Below are 15,996 nucleotides of genomic sequence, written 5' to 3' on the forward strand. Positions count from 1 at the left end.
CCGGAATTGTCGGGTGACTTTGCCGTTTGCCGCGCGCTGATATGACGTTGCCAACCGGGCCGGGCTAGGACCTGCGCCGTGATAAATGGGGAACGGAAATGAACATCAAGACTATTTTGAAGGCCGCGCTGGTTGCCAGTGTCATGGTGCCGGCATCAGCGCGTGCAGAGGTGACGTTGACTGCGCTGCCGGACGAATCGACGGCGTGGGTGGAGAATTTCAATCCTTTCAACACCACGACCCGCGTGCCGTCGGTGGAAGACTTCATGTATGAGCCGCTGATTGTCTTCAATGCTCTCAAGGATGGCGAACCGAATTATCGGCTGGCGGAATCCTTTGCCTATTCGGACGATCTGAAAAGCGTCACGTTCAAGCTCAGGGACGCGAAATGGTCCGATGGCAAGCCGTTTACCGCGAAGGACGTGGTCTTCACATTCAACCTGATCAAGGAGCACAAGGCGCTCGATCTGCAGGCGATCTGGGATCAGATCGATGGAATCGAGGCACCTGACGATCATACGGTGAAGATCAACTACAAAAGCCCGAACAGCGGCCTGATCTTCAAGATCGTGCAGATTTACATCGTTCCGGAACATATCTGGGCGTCCGTAAAGGATCCGGTCACGTTCACCAATCTCAATCCGGTCGGCAGCGGCCCGCTCACAGAAATCCGCCGCTTCACGCCGCAGGAATATGTCCAGTGCCGCAACCCCAATTATTGGGACAACGCCACGCTGAAGGTCGATTGCATGCGTTTCCCGCAGGTCGCGGGCAATGATCAGACGATCGCGCTTGCCGCCAAGGGCGAACTCGACTGGTTCGGCTCCTTCCTTCCGGACATCGAGAAGACCTATGTCGGTACGGACCCCAAACATCATGGCTACTGGTTCCCAGCCGGTTCCATGGTCGCCTTCACCATGAATTTCGAAACGACGAATCCTGGCAATCACGAGGCATTCAACAACCTCGCCTTCCGCCGCGCCTTCTCAATGGCGCTGGATCGCCAGGCGATGGTCGACATTGCCGGCTATGGCTATCCGACGCTCAACGAATATCCCTCCGGCCTCGGACGGGCTTTCCATTCCTGGAATGATCCGAAGGTGGATGAGAAATACGGGGCCTTCTCGAAATATAATGTCGAGGCCGCCAAGGCTGAGCTGGCGAAGGCCGGCTTCAAGGATGTCGATGGCGACGGCTTCGTCGAAAATCCGGATGGCAGCAAGATCAGCTTCGACATCATCGTGCCGAATGGCTGGACGGACTGGGTGAACACCTGCCAGCTTGCGATCGAAGGACTGACGGAGGTCGGCATCCAGGCAAAGCTCGCAACCCCGGATGTCCCCGGCTGGACCGATGCGCTGATCACCGGCAAATACGACGTGGCGATCAACTCTTTCCGAACCGGCATCACGCCGCAGTTCATGTATGACGAGGCGCTCAACTCGAGCAACAAGGGCAAGACACGCTTTGCATCGGCCCACTACAGCAACCCAGAACTCGATGCATTGCTGAACGAATTCTACACCACCAATGATCACGGCAAGCAGGTCGAGATCATGAACAAGATCCAGGACATTATCGGCGCGAACCTGCCTTTCGTTGCGGTTTACAACAACCCGCTCTGGTACGAATACAACACCAAGCGCTTCACCGGTTGGTTCAGCGCCGACAACCCGGTCGCCCGCCCGGTCGTCTATGGCGGCGTGCCGGAACGGCTCCTGCAGCTTCTGGCATTGCGGCCAGTCACGCAGTAATCGCGCGTCCGACTCTCCCTCTCTGTTTGGACGCACGCATTCGGTTCAGGCGCTCAGCCTGAACCGAATTGATCGCGGCCATCCGCCCTGCTCGGTCGCTGCCGGAGACAAACCGATGACCTTCATCTTGCGAAGAGTGATCTTCTACATTGCCGCCTTCTTCACCGCGGCCACGATAAATTTCTTCATACCGCGGCTGATGCCGGGCAATCCGGTGGACGTGATGTTCGCCAAGATGAATTCCTCGCTGCCGCCCGAGGCCAAGGCCGCCTTGATCGAAACCTTCGGCTTCGCCTCGGGACCGCTTTATCTGCAGTTTCTTGGCTATATGAAAAGCGTCTTCACCTGGGATCTGGGACCATCTATCAAATTCTATCCGCTGACCGTGGGGCAGGTGCTCGGTCATGCGCTTCCCTGGACGCTAACGCTCGCCGGCACGGCCTCCGTCCTCGCCTTCGCAACGGGTTCATGGCTCGGGGTTTCCGCGGCCTGGCGGCGCGGTGGCATCCTCGATACGATCGCTTCTCCAGGCGCGCTTGCGCTCCAATCCATCCCCGCGGTCGTGGTGGCCCTGACCGGGCTCTATGTTTTTGGTTTGATCCTCGCCTGGTTTCCGACGAGTTTTGCCTTCGACCCGCAACTCGACCCCGGGCTGACGCCGAGCTTTCTCTCCAGCGCGCTTTACCACGCCGTCATGCCGGTGGTGTCCCTCGCCTTCGTTCATATCGGCGGCTATCTCGTCACCATGCGCAACAACATGATCGGCCAGCTCGGCGAGGATTATGTCGTCATGGGCATGGCCAAGGGCCTTTCCGACCGCCGTGTGATGTTCAACTACGCAGCGCGCAATGCCTTGCTTCCGAGCGTGACGGCTTTTGCCATTACCCTCGGCGCCGTGATGGGCGGCTCGCTGGTGACCGAAGTGGTGTTCAACTATCCGGGTCTCGGCCATCTCCTCTATCTCGGCATCGTCGCGCGTGACTATCCGCTGATCCAGGGCCAGTTGCTGATCATGACGCTTGCCATGCTTTCGGCCAATCTCATCGTGGATCTCATCTATGTGCTGCTTGACCCAAGGCTGAGGAAGGCCTGATCCATGCAGAGGACCCTCCTTCCCATTCTCAGCAACCGCAAGGCGCTCATCGGCCTTGCCATCGTCCTCCTCTATGTCGCTGTCGCCTTGCTGGCTCCCGTGCTGACCGGTCATGAGCCGATCAAACGGGTTGGCCGGCCACATGAGGCGCCTTCGTTGGACCATATCCTCGGCACTACCCGGATGGGCCGCGACGTCTTCACCCAGTTGATCTGGGGCACGCGTACGTCGCTGTTCATCGGGCTTCTGGCCGGTTCGATCGTCACCGTGATCGGCGTGATCCTGGGCGTGACCGCAGGCTATTTCGGCGGCTGGATCGACGAAGCGATCAACTTCATCACCAATATCGCTCTCGTCATTCCGCAATTGCCCTTGCTGCTCGTCATCGCAGCTTTCGTCGGCGAGGCGAGCCCCTTGGTGATCGTCCTTATCATCGGGCTGACCTCCTGGGCTTGGGGGGCAAGGGTCACGCGGGCGCAGACCATGACGCTCCGGCAACGCGATTTCATCCTCGCCTCGGAGCTGATCGGCGAGCCGAAATGGCGGATGATCGTCGTCGAGCTCATGCCCAATCTGCTTTCGATCATCGGCTTCAATTTCATCGGCTCGGTCATCTATACGATTATCACCGAGGCAACGCTGGAGTTTCTGGGGCTCGGCGATCCGCTCGCCGTTTCCTGGGGCACTATGCTCTATAACGCCCAGACCGCATCGGCGATGAGCGTCGGCGCCTGGTGGGAGGTGTTCGCGCCGGCAACCGCGATCGCCGTTATCGGCATCGGTCTCTCGCTGATCAATTTTGCCGTCGACGAGATTTCCAATCCCCGGCTGCGCACGCTCGGGACAGTCAACGCGGCCGTCAGGAAACAGCGCAAGCTCGACCGCGCCCGGACCGTAGCGCACGGACAGGAGGCTTGAAATGAACCTCTCCTCCAATCTCGTGGAAGTGCGTGGGCTGCAGGTGGATTTCCTGACCCAAAACGGTCTCTTCACTGCCGTCAAGGGTGTGGATTTCGACATAAAGCGCGGCGAAGTGATGGGGCTTGCCGGCGAAAGCGGCTGTGGAAAATCGACCATAGCCTTCGCCCTGATGCGGCTGCATCGCCCGCCGGCGATCATCTCGAAGGGCGATATCCGTATCGATGGGACCGATGTGCTCGCGCTTTCCACCCGCGCCCTGGAGCAGTGGCGCTGGCGCAGGGCGTCCATGGTGTTCCAGAGCGCCATGAGCTCGCTCAATCCGGTGCTGTCGATCTTCGAACAGTTCCGGGACGTGCTGTCCAGGCACGACGGGATGGGGAAGGACGAGGCACGGGCGCGCGCCGAGACGCTGATGCGGCTCGTCTCCATCTCCTCTGACCGGCTCGACGACTATCCGCATCAATTGTCCGGCGGCATGCGCCAGCGTGTCGTGCTCGCCATCGCGCTCGCGCTCGAACCGCAGCTCGTGATCATGGATGAGCCGACGACTGCACTTGACGTGGTCGTTCAGCGGGAGATTCTGCAGGAGATCGTCACGCTCAAGGAAACGCTCGGTTTTTCCATCCTCTTCATCACCCATGATCTGGCGCTGATGGCACAGTTTGCCGATCGGATTGCCATCATGCTGAAGGGGGAAATCGTCGAAACCGCGCCCGTCGCGGATATCGTTGCCTCACCCCGGCATGAGTATACGCGTCGCCTTTGGGAGGCGATGCCGCGGCTCGGGCACGCGGTGGAGGTGGTGGTATGATGGACGATAATTTCTCACCGCTGCTCGAACTCAAGAACGTCAGCAAAACCTTCTTGCTGAAGCCGTTGTTCGGGCAGGAAAAGCGGGTCGATGCGCTTCGGAATGTATCTTTGAAACTGGAGGCGGGAAGGGCGCTGGCGATCGTCGGCGAATCCGGGTCCGGAAAATCGACCGTGGGACGAGCAGTCACCCGGCTCTTCCAGCCGACATCGGGCAACATCCTGTTTGCGGGTCGGGATATCGGCGGCCTCACCACGGCAGCCGACCAGATGAGTTACCTTCGCATGGTGCAGATGGTGTTCCAGGACCCCTTCGCGGCGCTCAATCCGGCACACAGGATCCGCCATCACCTCTTCCGGCCTCTCATTTTGCATCGAGGCTTAAAGGGCGATGCGTTGGAGGCGGCCGCGCGCCAGACGCTCGCCGATGTCGAACTCGATCCCAACGTGACGCTCGATAAATATCCGCATGAGCTTTCGGGAGGGCAGCGCCAGCGCGTCAATCTCGCCCGCGCGCTTGCGGTCGATGCGCGGTTGATCGTTGCGGACGAGCCGACATCCATGCTCGACGTTTCCATCCGCCGCTCGGTGCTGGACCTCATGCGGCGGCTGAAGCTCGAACGTGGCATCAGCTTCCTCTATATCACCCACGATATCGCGACGGCGCATTATATTGCCGAGGATACCGCCGTGATGTTTGCCGGTCAGATCGTCGAATATGGCCCGTCGGCCAGCGTGATCCGCAATCCGCAGCATCCCTATACGCGGCTCTTGCTCTCGGCGGTGCCCGATCCGGCCATCCGGATCGCCGGCCGTAGCGGTGAACAGGGGCAATCATTCTCCACGCATGCCGAGACGGTGCGCGACGCATCTCGCAGGCCAGTCGGGCAATCGGTGGAAGTTATGCCCGGCCATTTCGTCTTTCATCATATCGACATGAACCCATCGACAGGGGAGGCCGCGTAGCATGTCTGATCTTCTGGTCCGTCTTTACGACCTGCCGGCCTATGACGACGCGAAAGTGCGCGCGCATGGCATCGAGATACGCCGGGCGCTGACGCCGGAGCGCAGCCTGGTGCTCGGCTGGATCGAAAAGCATTTCGGCTCGAAATGGGCCGCCGAAAGCGAAACGGGCTTCGGCAGCCATCCGATCACGACTTGGATTGCGGTCAAGGATGGCGAGATGTTGGGCTTTGCCTGCGGCGACGCCATCGCCAAGGGGTTCTTCGGGCCGACGGGGGTCGCGGAGGATCAGCGCGGCAAGGGGGTCGGCGAGGCTCTGTTGTTTGCCGTGCTCTATGGCCTGCGCGAGGCCGGCTATGCCTATGCCATTATCGGCGATCCGGGCCCGGTCGAATTCTACCGCAAGCGCCTCGACACCCTCGAAATCCCCGGATCATGGCCCGGAATTTACCGCGGCATGCTCCGCACTTCCTCCTGACATTCCACAAAGATTATTCGTCCTCACCGAAATCTGAAAGTACTACCATGACGTCAGCACCATGCCATCTCGAAGCTTGCTGGGAACCTATCGAAGGCACGACCGGCCGTTTCGAATTCACGCTCTTCAATTTCACCGATGAGACCCTCACCGGTTTCCGTCTTGCCTATACGTCGCTCACCCGCACGGCCGACACTCATGTGTGTCAGGGCGCGACGCTGCTGCGCCGCAATGCCAATTTTCACGAATATGCGCCGCCGGCCGAGCTTGCGCTCGCACCGGGCGAGCAATGGACCTTTCGTGTGTCCGGCCTGACCCGTCCGGCGAAGCATTGCACCGACGGTGTGAAATCCGCCTATATGACCTTGAGCGATGGACGCGCCCTGCCGGTCACATTCGGCGATCTGATGCTCAAAGGCCGAAAGAGCACGGCCGCATCGGCGCTTCTTCCGGAAGGACGGCTCGACCAGCCTTTCTCGCTCTTGCCCTGGCCAGCCGAATGCCGTCTGACGGCAGGCGGTGAGGTGCCGGTGGCGCTCTACCCCGCGCCGGGGAGCGAACCTGCACATCGCAAGGCGATGGTGGCCGTGCTCCGGCTTTTCCAGCGGCTCTTTCCCGTCGCGAACGTGCCCTTCAGCCTCACCGCCGTCGAGGGCGGCGTGCCGGTGACATTTGCATCGTCGCCGCTTTCCAAGGAAGGCTACGTGCTTGATTTCTCGCCCGGCGGCATCCGCCTGTCTAGCGGTGGCGCGGCTGGCCTGCAATATGGCCTGACCGCGCTTGCGCAGATGCTGCATGGCGCGCGGACCGATCCCGCAAAATTCAAATTTCCGGTCGCCGGGCGAATTTCCGACCAGCCCCGCTATGCCTGGCGCGGCTGCCATCTCGATGTCTCCAGGCAATTCTATCCCGCGGCCGATATCTCCCGCCTTCTCGATATCCTGGCCTGGAACAAGCTCAATATCTTCCATTGGCACCTGACCGACGACGAGGCCTGGCGCATCGAGATCAAGGCCTATCCGGCGCTGACCACGATCGGCGCGCGGCGCGGCCCGAATGAAATCCTGGTGCCGCAACTGGGCGATGGCGCCGAGGTTCGCGAGGGGCACTATTCGCAGGAGACCGTCCGGGAGATCGTTGCGCACGCCGCCGCGCTCCATATTGAGATTATCCCGGAAATCGATATTCCGGGCCATTGCACGGCAGCACTCATGTCCATTCCCGAATTGGCCGATGGCCAGGAGGCGCCCGACAGCTATCGCTCAGTTCAGGGCTATCCCAACAACGCGCTTAACCCGGCAATTCCCGCCACCTACGAGTTTCTCGGCAAAGTCTTCGACGAACTGATCGAGCTTTTTCCCTCCGACTACGTCCATGTCGGCGGCGACGAGGTCGCCAATGGCTCATGGCTTGCCTCGCCACTCTGCCGCAAATTGATGGATCAGGAAGGCATAGAAGGAACGTTCGGCCTCCAGTCCTACTTTCTGGGTAAGGTCAAGGCGATGCTCGATGCGCGCGGCCGAAAGCTCGCCGGCTGGAACGAGGTCGCCCATGGCGGCGGCGTCAATGCGGAAAACACGCTGCTCATGGCATGGGAGAACCAGAAGGTCGGCATCGAGCTTGCCCATGAAGGCTATGACGTGGTGATCACACCCGGCCAGGCCTACTATCTGGACATGGTCCAGGTAGAGGATTGGCAGGAGCCCGGCGCGAGCTGGGCGGGCACCGTGCCTCCTCACTATACCTACACCTATGAAGCGGAAGGCGATTTCCCGGATGAGCTTAAACATAAGCTCAAAGGCATTCAGGCCTGTATCTGGAGCGAGAACTTCATCTCCAAGGCCTATTTCAACCATCTCGTCTTCCCTCGTCTGAATGCGATTGCGGAAGCGGCCTGGACTCCCAAGGCCCAGAAAGACTGGGAGCGCTTTGCTGCGATAACGCGGCTCAGTCCCTTGCTTTGATGGATTGGTAGGGGTGGCCAGCCGTTCAATGCATAACGATATATGGAAACGATACCACATTTTATTGACTCGCAATCCCGACCCGCATATCCTCCCATATGGAAACGTTACCATATGGGAGGAAGCGAATGAAATCCGCGCGGCTCAACCGCCTTTTTGGCGTGTCTGGAAATTGCTTCGACGTCGCCATCGATCACGGCATGTTCAACGAGCGGACTTTTCTCGCCGGCATCGAGGACATGAAGACGGCTATCAAGGTGATCGCCGATGCCGCGCCCGATGCCATTCAGCTTCCGCCGGGCACGGCGCCTCTGCTGCAAGCAATCCCCGGCAAGCAGCGTCCTGCATTGGTCCTGCGCACTGACATTGCCAATATCTACGGCAATCCGCTGCCTTCGGCGCTGTTTTCCGAAATGATCGACCGGGGCGTCGAACAGGCCGTGGCGCTGGATGCCGCCTGCGTCGTCGTCAATCTTCTGATGCTGCCGGACCAGCCAGAAGTCTATCGCGCTTGCGTGCGCAATGTGAATAGTCTGAAGCGTGAATGCGAGATCTACGGCATGCCGCTGATGGTCGAACCGCTGGTTATGCAGGACAATTCCAAGGGTGCTTACATGGTCGACGGCGCGATCGACAAGATCCTGCCGCTCGTGCGTCAGGCAGCCGAACTCGGCGCCGACATCATCAAGGCCGACCCATGCGACAATGTCGCGGAATATCATCGCGTCGTCGAAATTGCCCAAGGGCTCCCCGTGCTGGTGCGCGGCGGCGGCCGCGTTTCGGATCAGGAAATCCTGACCCGGACAAAGCAGTTGATGGAACAGGGCGCCCGGGGCATCGTCTATGGCCGCAACGTCATTCAGCACAACAACCCCGCAGGCATGACACGGGCGCTGATGGCGATCGTCCATGACGAGGCTTCGGTCGAAGAAGCCTCGCGGCATCTCGCCTGACGCATCTTGGGAGGAGGAGGCATGACAAAAATATTCCGCTTCGGCGTCATCGGCTGTGGTCTGATGGGGCGCGAGTTTGCGAGTGCTGCGGCGCGCTGGCTGCATTTGGCCGATATGAAGGCGCGGCCGGAAATCATCGCCGTCTGCGACACCAACACGACGCTGCTCGACTGGTTCAGGGACAATGTGCCGACGGTTCGGCAATTCACCGCCGACTATAAGGAGCTTCTGGCCAATCCCGAAGTCGATGCGGTCTATTGCGCCGTGCCGCATGTGCTGCACCAAGACTTCTATATCGACGTCCTGAAGGCCGGAAAGCATCTTCTCGGCGAAAAGCCGTTCGGCATGGATGCCGCCCAGAACCGCGCGATCATGGCGGTTCTCGCCGAGCATCCCGAACTCCTGGTCCGCTGCTCGTCGGAAATGCCTTTCTTCCCCGGCGCACAGAAGGTCATCGCGCTCGCTAAAAGCGGCGAGATGGGGGATATCCTCGAAGTCGAGGCGGGCTTCCTGCATTCCTCGGATATCGACCGGCAGAAGCCGATCAACTGGAAGCGCATGGCGGATATCAACGGTGAATACGGCTGCATGGGCGATCTCGGCATGCATGTGCTGCATGTGCCGCTGCGCCTTGGCTGGCGTCCGCAAACCCTGCATGCGCAATTGGTCAAGAAGGTCAACGAACGTCCCGACGGCAAGGGCGGCATGCTGCCTTGTACCACCTGGGACAATGCCACGATCAGCAGTCGCGTGCGCACCGGGGATCAGGATTTCCCCATGGTGTTGAAAACCTGGCGCATAGCGCCGGGTGAATCGAATACCTGGTACATTCGCATTCTCGGCATGAGGAAGAGCGCATTCTTCAGCACAAAGTCGCCGCGCCAGTGGCAGTGGATGGACTATAATGGCGGCGCGCAGGCCTGGAGCACCGAGGATCTCGGATATGGTTCGCTGTTTCCGGCGATCACCGGCAAAATCTTCGAATTCGGCTTTGCAGATGCCATACAGCAAATGTGGGCGGCCTTCGTCGACGAGCTTGCCGGAGGAGATGCCAACGGCTTTGCCTGCGCCACGCCGGCGGAGGCGCAGGCGCATCATGCGGTGCTGACGGCCGCTCTTAAATCCGGCCGCGAGGATGCCGTCGTTTCGGTCAACTATGACGGAGCGGCAGTCTGATGAAGCGCTCCGAAATCAACGCCGCGCTGCGGCGCGCAAGCGAGACCCTTGAACGCTGGCATTGGTCTCTGCCGGAGTGGGGCTTTTGGTCGGCGTCGGAATTTGCCTCCCATCCGGAGGCATCGGCCTATCTGCGCGCCCATCAGCTTGGTTGGGATGTCACCGATTTCGGCTCCAACCGCTTCGCCGAATGCGGTCTCGTGTTGTTCTGCCTGCGCAACGGCATTGTTGGTGCCGAGGGCGAGCGCACCTATGCCGAAAAGCTACTCTTCGTCGAGGAGGGTCAGGTTACGCCAACGCATCGGCACGCGGCGAAGATGGAAGACATCATCAATCGCGCCGGCGGTGATCTCGTCATCGAATTCGCCGCCGCCGATGCTGATGGCAATGCGCTGCAGGATGATGTGATGGTTCCGGTGGATGGGCTGCCGCGCCGGCTCGCCGCATGGGAACCGTTGGTTCTTGCGTCCGGCCAGAGCGTGACGATCCGCACCGGGCTTTATCATCGCTTTTACGGCAGGAAAGGGGGCGGGCCTGTGCTTGTCGGCGAGGTCAGCCAGGTCAACGACGACCATAGCGACAACTTCTTTCTTGAGCCGATCGGGCGCTTTGCCGCGATCGAGGAAGATGAGCCGCCGCTCAGGCCCCTGTGGAACGAGGGAGGAGGCTGATGCGATCGGGGGAGGAGGCTCACGGTGGCGACAGTCAGCAGGGCGGCATCGTCTGCGCGGGAAACTTCATCGTCGATCGCGTCCACACCCTGTCTTATTGGCCCGAACAGGGTAATCTTGCCTACATCGTGCATCAGGATTTGGGTGTCGGCGGTGGGGCGGCCAATGTCGTCACCGACCTCGCCTCGCTCGGGTTTTCCGGAAGGCTGGCGGCGGCGGGATGCATCGGTGCTGATCAGGACGGAGAGATCGTCAAGGCCCGCCTTGCGAATGCCGGCATCAATGTCGAGGGACTTCTGGCGCTCGCAGATCGGGTGACGGCTCACACGCATGTCATGAACGTGCCGGGTCAGAACCGCACCTTCTTCTATCATGGCGGCGCCAACGATGCGCTCACGGATACGCTCATCTCGTCTGCGACCTTTGCTAACGCCGGCTATCGGCTGTTCTATCTCGGCTATCTGATGCTATTGCCCGGGCTCGACCAGATCGGCCCAGACGGTCGTTCGGGGGCATCACGCCTGCTGGAAGCCGCTCGCAGCGCGGGGCTCACGACCTGTGTGGATTTCGTGTCGAGCGAAGATCCGGAATTCGCCGCCAAGGTGGGCGTCGCTCTGCCTTTCTGCGATTTTCTGATCATCAACGAGATGGAGGCGGGTCGGGCAACTGGCGTTACCGTTCGCGATGAAAAGGGAGATCTGAGTGAGGCTGGGCTTTTAAGCGCAGGCAAGCGCCTGCTGGCTGCCGGCGTCACCAAAGGTGTCGTCATCCATGCGCCGGAAATCTGTTTCTGGTTTGCGCCGGACACTTTACCGGTCGTAACGCGCTCGCGGCCCGTCGATCCGCACGATATCGTTAGCACCGTCGGCGCGGGAGACGCTTTCTGCGCTGCCGTGCTCTACGGCCTGCATGAAAACTGGCCTGTCGAGCATATCTGCGCCGTCGCCCACGCTGCGGCTGCGCGTTGCCTTGCGGGCGCGACGGCCACCGATGGCATCCCCAGCATGAGGGTTCTTCTGGAGGATATGGAGGAGATGAATCCGGTATCCGATTAACCTGTTGAATTAGCATCGGTACCAAAAGGAGGAAGCAGACATGAAGCCAAGCGCAACAGCAGCGGCGAACGAGGAGGTGACGCGATGACCTTGGTGCAGACATCTCGACTGTCCGGAAAGGTGGCATTGGTCACGGGAGGCGCGAGCGGTATCGGCAAGGCCGTTTGCGAACGCTTTGTAGCGGAAGGCGCGAAGGTCGTCGTGGCCGATTTGGACGGTGAGCGATGCGCAGACGTCGCGAAGGCGATCGGTCCTAATAGCTGGGGCGTGGCGCTCGACGTGACCAGCCAGGAGAGCATCGACGCCGCGGTGGACTTTTCGATAGAGACTGCCGGCAAGATAGACATACTGGTGAACGCCGCAGGCATCTACGATGTCCAATCCATCCTGGAGATATCGCGCGAGCGCACCGCCAGGGTTTTCCAGGTCAATATCGACGGTGTGATTTTCATGACGCAGGCGGTTGCCCGGCATATGGTGGAGAGAGGCGAAGGCGGGCGCATCATCAATTTCTCGTCTCAGGCCGGCCGCCGCGGTGAGGGACCGGCCGTCGCTTACTGCGCCTCCAAAGCGGCTGTCATCAGCATCACCCAAAGCTGCGCTCTGGAACTCATCCGGTACGGTATCAATGTGAACGCCATCGCTCCCGGCGTGGTCGATACGCCGATGTGGGACGTCGTCGATGCGAAACTTGGGAGCCGCGAAGGTTTGCAGCCCGGCGAGGTGAAGCGCCGTGTGGCCGCCGCCGTTCCCGCCGGACGATTTGGGGCGGCGGAAGAACAGGCGGCCATGGCTGCCTTTCTGGCCGGACCGGATGCGGCATACATCGTCGCGCAGTGCTACAATGTCGATGGCGGCAACGTCATGAACTGATCGGGCAAGGCCCTTTCCAGGCCGGTGCCGGATAGGGTCGCCGTTCTGAAATGTGAGATCATCAGTGAGGAGGAGAGGAATGAAGGCTGTCCGCTTGGAGTCGATCGCGTCCATGACGATGCGCAGCGTCGAGAAACCGTCTGCCCGGCCGGATGAATTGCTCGTTCGTGTCCTTGCCGCCGGCATTTGCGGCTCTGATCGCCACATGTATAAGGGCGAGTATCCGACAGCTATTCCGGTCACGATGGGCCATGAATTCTGCGGCATCGTGGAAGCGGTGGGCGATGATGTCGCGGGCTTTATCGGCGACGAGCTCGTGACGGTGGACCCGAATATCGCCTGCGGCCGTTGTCATGCCTGCGCGCGCGGGCGGGTGAACTTGTGCGAGAGTTTGACGGCGATCGGAGTAACGCGAGATGGTGGTTTTGCCGAATATGTGGCGGTGCCGTATCGTCAGGCATTCACGCTGCCTGCCGATCTCAATCCCGTGCATGGTGCTTTCTGCGAGCCGCTTGCCTGCTGCCTTCATGCTATCGACAAGGCCGAGATCCGTGCGGGCGAGAGCGTCGCTATCTTGGGCGGAGGCGTGATCGGTCTGCTCATGGTGCAATTGGCCCGCTTGGCTGGAGCAAGCCAGGTGATTTTGATCACGCGGCAGCTCTCGAGACGGCAGACTGCGCTGCAATTGGGCGCGACGCATGCGTTCGACCCGACAGCTTCGGACGCGGTCGCCGCCGTTCGAGACGTCACCCATGGCGGCGCGGATGTCGTCATCGAGTGCGCAGGCGTTCCCGAGACCTTGCAGACAGGCCTGCAAATGGCACGGCGCGGCGGTAACTTCGTGCTTTTCGGGGTAACGCCTAGAGGGGTCGAGGTGCCCGTCCCGCCGTTCGATCTGCTCGTCAATGAAGTCGACATAAGGCCGGCCTATCTCAATCCGTTCACCCATTCGCGGGCTGCGGCATTGGTCGCGAGCGGGGCGTTGGAGCTGGATATGCTGGTGACCAAGAGCATCGGTCTCGAAGAGGTCGCGGAGGTGGTGGGCAGCGCGCCATTGCCGGGCGAGATCAAAGTCATCGTCCGACCCTAGCTTCGGGTCCTGCTCATGCCGCCTTAGCTGCGGACGGGGCCGGTGGAATCCCTGTGGATCAGGGTAACCGGCACTTTCACGACAGCGCCCGCTCGTGGCTCATGCCCGGCATGGTGTTCCGCGATGAGCGTTTCCAGGCGCTGTGCCGCCCGCTGCCCGACATCGCGGATCGGCTGTGCGACCGTCGTCAGGCGGGGAAAGATGTAGGCTGCCTCAGGCAGGTCGTCGAAACCGATTACCGAATAATCGCCTGGCACGGAACAACCACGATCCAGAACGGCGTGGATTGCCGCAATCGCCGAAATATCGGTCGTGCCGATGATCGCCGTGATCTCCGGGTGCGCCGTCAGCAGATCCCGCGCCAGTGGGTAAGTTGCCGCGAAGCTGTGTTCCTCGGCCATCGTCACGGCGGCCGGCGCGATCCCGTGTTTCGCCATTTCCTCCGAAATACCCCGGAGGCGAAGCTGAACTGGCTGGCTATGGGCCGGCGCGCCGACGATGCCGATCGACCGGTGGCCGAGGTCGATCAGGTGACGCGCCATCAGGCGGCCGCCTTCCTCATGATCGGCCATGATTGCGTCGTCGGCGATGCCGCTCAGCTCGCGATCGATAGCGACGATCGGAATATGGGCATCCCGCAGGATCTCGAAGTGCTCGATGCTGCCAAAGGCACTTGCTACGATGACGCCATCGACGCGCTGGGCAAGCAGCATGGACATGTAGCGCGCCTCGTGATCCATGTTCTCCGCTGTGCTGCAGATCAGCGTCTGGTAGCCGCGCTGGAATAATTCCTGTTCGATCGTATGGGCCAGGATGCCGAAGAACGGCACGTCGATCGACGGCAGCATCAGCCCGATCATCCGGCTCGGCGCTCCCCGCAGCATGCGCGCGCCCTTGCTCGGCGTATAGTTCAGCGCGCGAATGGCCGCCTCCACACGCTCCCTGAGCTCGGGCGAGGCATAACCGCTATTGTTGAGTACGCGCGATACTGACGAGACCGATGTTCCGGCGAGTTTGGCGATATGTCTTATGCTGGTCGTCACGTGCTCGTATTCTTTCCCGGGGCTTCGGACAGTCATGAGACGAGCTGCGGAAATTCACCCCACGTCGTCATTGACTTAATCATCAGCAGGGCACGGCAGCAAGCATAAGACGAGCCAATCAAAGGCCTTCTGCTGCCGATCCGGCAAGACGGCATGGCGAACTGGCAGGGCGCCAACGGACGCTTCCTATTCGGACTTGTCATCCGCAGTCCATTTGAAATGGTCGCCTTCCGCCGCGATATAACCCACGCCAGGGAACGGAAAATGCGGCGCGAAAATCCTCTCGTGGCTCTTGGCGAGCGTGTTCAGCGTTTTCACACGGTTCTGCTCCGCTTCCGGCTTGTCACCGTCGAACGAAATCGTCCAAGTTGGCTTGGCGAGCGAAATGATGGAGCTGTGAACGGTGTCGCCAATATCGAACAGCCTCTCCTTTCCCGAGGTGATCTGGTAGCCGACATGGCCCGGAGTGTGACCGCTCATGGCCACGGATGCGATACCGGGGAGAACCTCACCGCCAGGTTTGAACGTCTTCACATGGTCCGCGATGACCTTAACCACGTCGGCCAGCTTTTCATTTGCCTTGGCATAGGACCACTCCGCTTCCGACATGCGGATGGTGGCCTTTGGAAAAGCAAGCTTTCCATCCTGAACCAGTCCGCCAACGTGATCCGGATGAGAATGGGTAATCAGGATTTCGTCGACTGCATCGGCGTGATAACCGGCTTTTGCCAGGCTGCCCTGAAGTGCGCCTCCAACACCGGTATCGATCAGGATAAGGTGCTTGTCCGATTTGACCAGCAGGGCGTCGACGCTAAGCGTGACCGTATCGGTCGGTGCACCCGCCGCTTTCAGCAAATCCGCGACCTCCGTTGGGCTATGGTCGAGACCAAATATCTTGCCGTCATTCGGTTGGACAAACTGGGCGTCGTGCAGGGCGACAATGTCGAGCTTGCCCAATTTGAAGGCTTTCGCATCGGGTTGTTGTTGCGGCATCTGCGCGAAGGCAAGTCCTTGGCTCGCGAACACCAGAGCAGCTACTGCCAGCAATTTTGCTGAAATTTTGCGATCCGTCATGCCAGTTCCCCCTTGAGCGAGAATGTCAGTGCATCCTACCCGACTCTTTTGGGCATGTCACAAATCGGTGTTCCACAA

The 15,996-nt window shown here is 60.5% G+C and carries 15 protein-coding genes; 13 read left to right on the forward strand and 2 right to left on the reverse strand.

The annotated features are described in order from the left end of the window. Window positions 1-98: 98 nt before the first annotated feature. The 13 genes from NXC24_RS25535 to NXC24_RS25595 all read left to right on the forward strand — a co-directional run bounded on the left by NXC24_RS25535 (window position 99) and on the right by NXC24_RS25595 (window position 13,801). On the forward strand, window positions 99-1,754 hold the full coding sequence (locus NXC24_RS25535; RefSeq protein WP_104826217.1) for an ABC transporter substrate-binding protein: 1,656 nt from the start codon (window positions 99-101) through the stop codon (window positions 1,752-1,754). Window positions 1,755-1,869: 115 nt separating this feature from the next. Further along, complete coding sequence (locus tag NXC24_RS25540; RefSeq protein ID WP_104826218.1) at window positions 1,870-2,847, forward strand: ABC transporter permease; 978 nt, start codon at window positions 1,870-1,872, stop codon at window positions 2,845-2,847. A 3-nt stretch (window positions 2,848-2,850) separates the two neighbouring features. After that, entirely contained in the window at window positions 2,851-3,765 is a 915-nt protein-coding gene (locus NXC24_RS25545; protein ID WP_104826219.1) for an ABC transporter permease, read from the forward strand. Between the two features lies 1 nt (window position 3,766). After that, on the forward strand, window positions 3,767-4,579 hold the full coding sequence (locus NXC24_RS25550) for an ABC transporter ATP-binding protein (RefSeq protein WP_104826220.1): 813 nt from the start codon (window positions 3,767-3,769) through the stop codon (window positions 4,577-4,579). Next, complete coding sequence (locus tag NXC24_RS25555; RefSeq protein WP_104826221.1) at window positions 4,576-5,544, forward strand: ATP-binding cassette domain-containing protein; 969 nt, start codon at window positions 4,576-4,578, stop codon at window positions 5,542-5,544. Before NXC24_RS25550 ends, NXC24_RS25555 begins: the two co-directional genes overlap by 4 nt. Before the next feature lies 1 nt (window position 5,545). Then, window positions 5,546-6,019 (forward strand): GNAT family N-acetyltransferase, encoded by a 474-nt coding sequence (locus tag NXC24_RS25560; RefSeq protein WP_104826222.1) that lies wholly within the window; start codon window positions 5,546-5,548, stop codon window positions 6,017-6,019. Between the two features lie 47 nt (window positions 6,020-6,066). Beyond that, window positions 6,067-7,983 (forward strand): family 20 glycosylhydrolase, encoded by a 1,917-nt coding sequence (locus NXC24_RS25565; protein WP_104826223.1) that lies wholly within the window; start codon window positions 6,067-6,069, stop codon window positions 7,981-7,983. A gap of 128 nt (window positions 7,984-8,111) precedes the next feature. Then, entirely contained in the window at window positions 8,112-8,936 is an 825-nt protein-coding gene (locus NXC24_RS25570; RefSeq protein ID WP_104826224.1) for an aldolase, read from the forward strand. Window positions 8,937-8,957: 21 nt separating this feature from the next. Continuing rightward, window positions 8,958-10,112, forward strand: coding sequence for a Gfo/Idh/MocA family oxidoreductase (locus NXC24_RS25575; RefSeq protein WP_104826225.1), 1,155 nt, complete (start codon window positions 8,958-8,960; stop codon window positions 10,110-10,112). Further along, window positions 10,112-10,783 carry a D-lyxose/D-mannose family sugar isomerase gene (locus NXC24_RS25580; protein ID WP_104826226.1) on the forward strand — a complete coding sequence of 224 codons (672 nt, stop codon included), beginning with the start codon at window positions 10,112-10,114 and terminating at the stop codon, window positions 10,781-10,783. Before NXC24_RS25575 ends, NXC24_RS25580 begins: the two co-directional genes overlap by 1 nt. Next, the gene (locus NXC24_RS25585) at window positions 10,783-11,838 is read left to right on the forward strand and encodes a carbohydrate kinase family protein (protein WP_104826227.1); all 1,056 of its coding nucleotides are present in this window, start codon (window positions 10,783-10,785) and stop codon (window positions 11,836-11,838) included. The genes NXC24_RS25580 and NXC24_RS25585 overlap by 1 nt, the downstream gene beginning before the upstream one ends. Before the next feature lie 84 nt (window positions 11,839-11,922). Next, entirely contained in the window at window positions 11,923-12,711 is a 789-nt protein-coding gene (locus NXC24_RS25590; RefSeq protein ID WP_104826228.1) for an L-iditol 2-dehydrogenase, read from the forward strand. Between the two features lie 79 nt (window positions 12,712-12,790). Next, on the forward strand, window positions 12,791-13,801 hold the full coding sequence (locus NXC24_RS25595) for a zinc-dependent alcohol dehydrogenase family protein (protein ID WP_104826229.1): 1,011 nt from the start codon (window positions 12,791-12,793) through the stop codon (window positions 13,799-13,801). Window positions 13,802-13,824: 23 nt separating this feature from the next. On the opposite strand, the gene NXC24_RS25600 is transcribed toward NXC24_RS25595, so the two are convergent. Together NXC24_RS25600 and NXC24_RS25605 are read right to left on the reverse strand one after the other, a co-directional pair. After that, on the reverse strand, window positions 13,825-14,844 hold the full coding sequence (locus NXC24_RS25600; protein WP_104826230.1) for a LacI family DNA-binding transcriptional regulator: 1,020 nt from the start codon (window positions 14,842-14,844) through the stop codon (window positions 13,825-13,827). 186 nt (window positions 14,845-15,030) lie between these two features. Next, window positions 15,031-15,918, reverse strand: coding sequence for an MBL fold metallo-hydrolase (locus NXC24_RS25605; protein ID WP_104826231.1), 888 nt, complete (start codon window positions 15,916-15,918; stop codon window positions 15,031-15,033). Window positions 15,919-15,996 lie beyond the last annotated feature (78 nt).

This window comes from Rhizobium sp. NXC24 (genome assembly GCF_002944315.1).
Classification (GTDB): Bacteria; Pseudomonadota; Alphaproteobacteria; order Rhizobiales; family Rhizobiaceae; genus Rhizobium.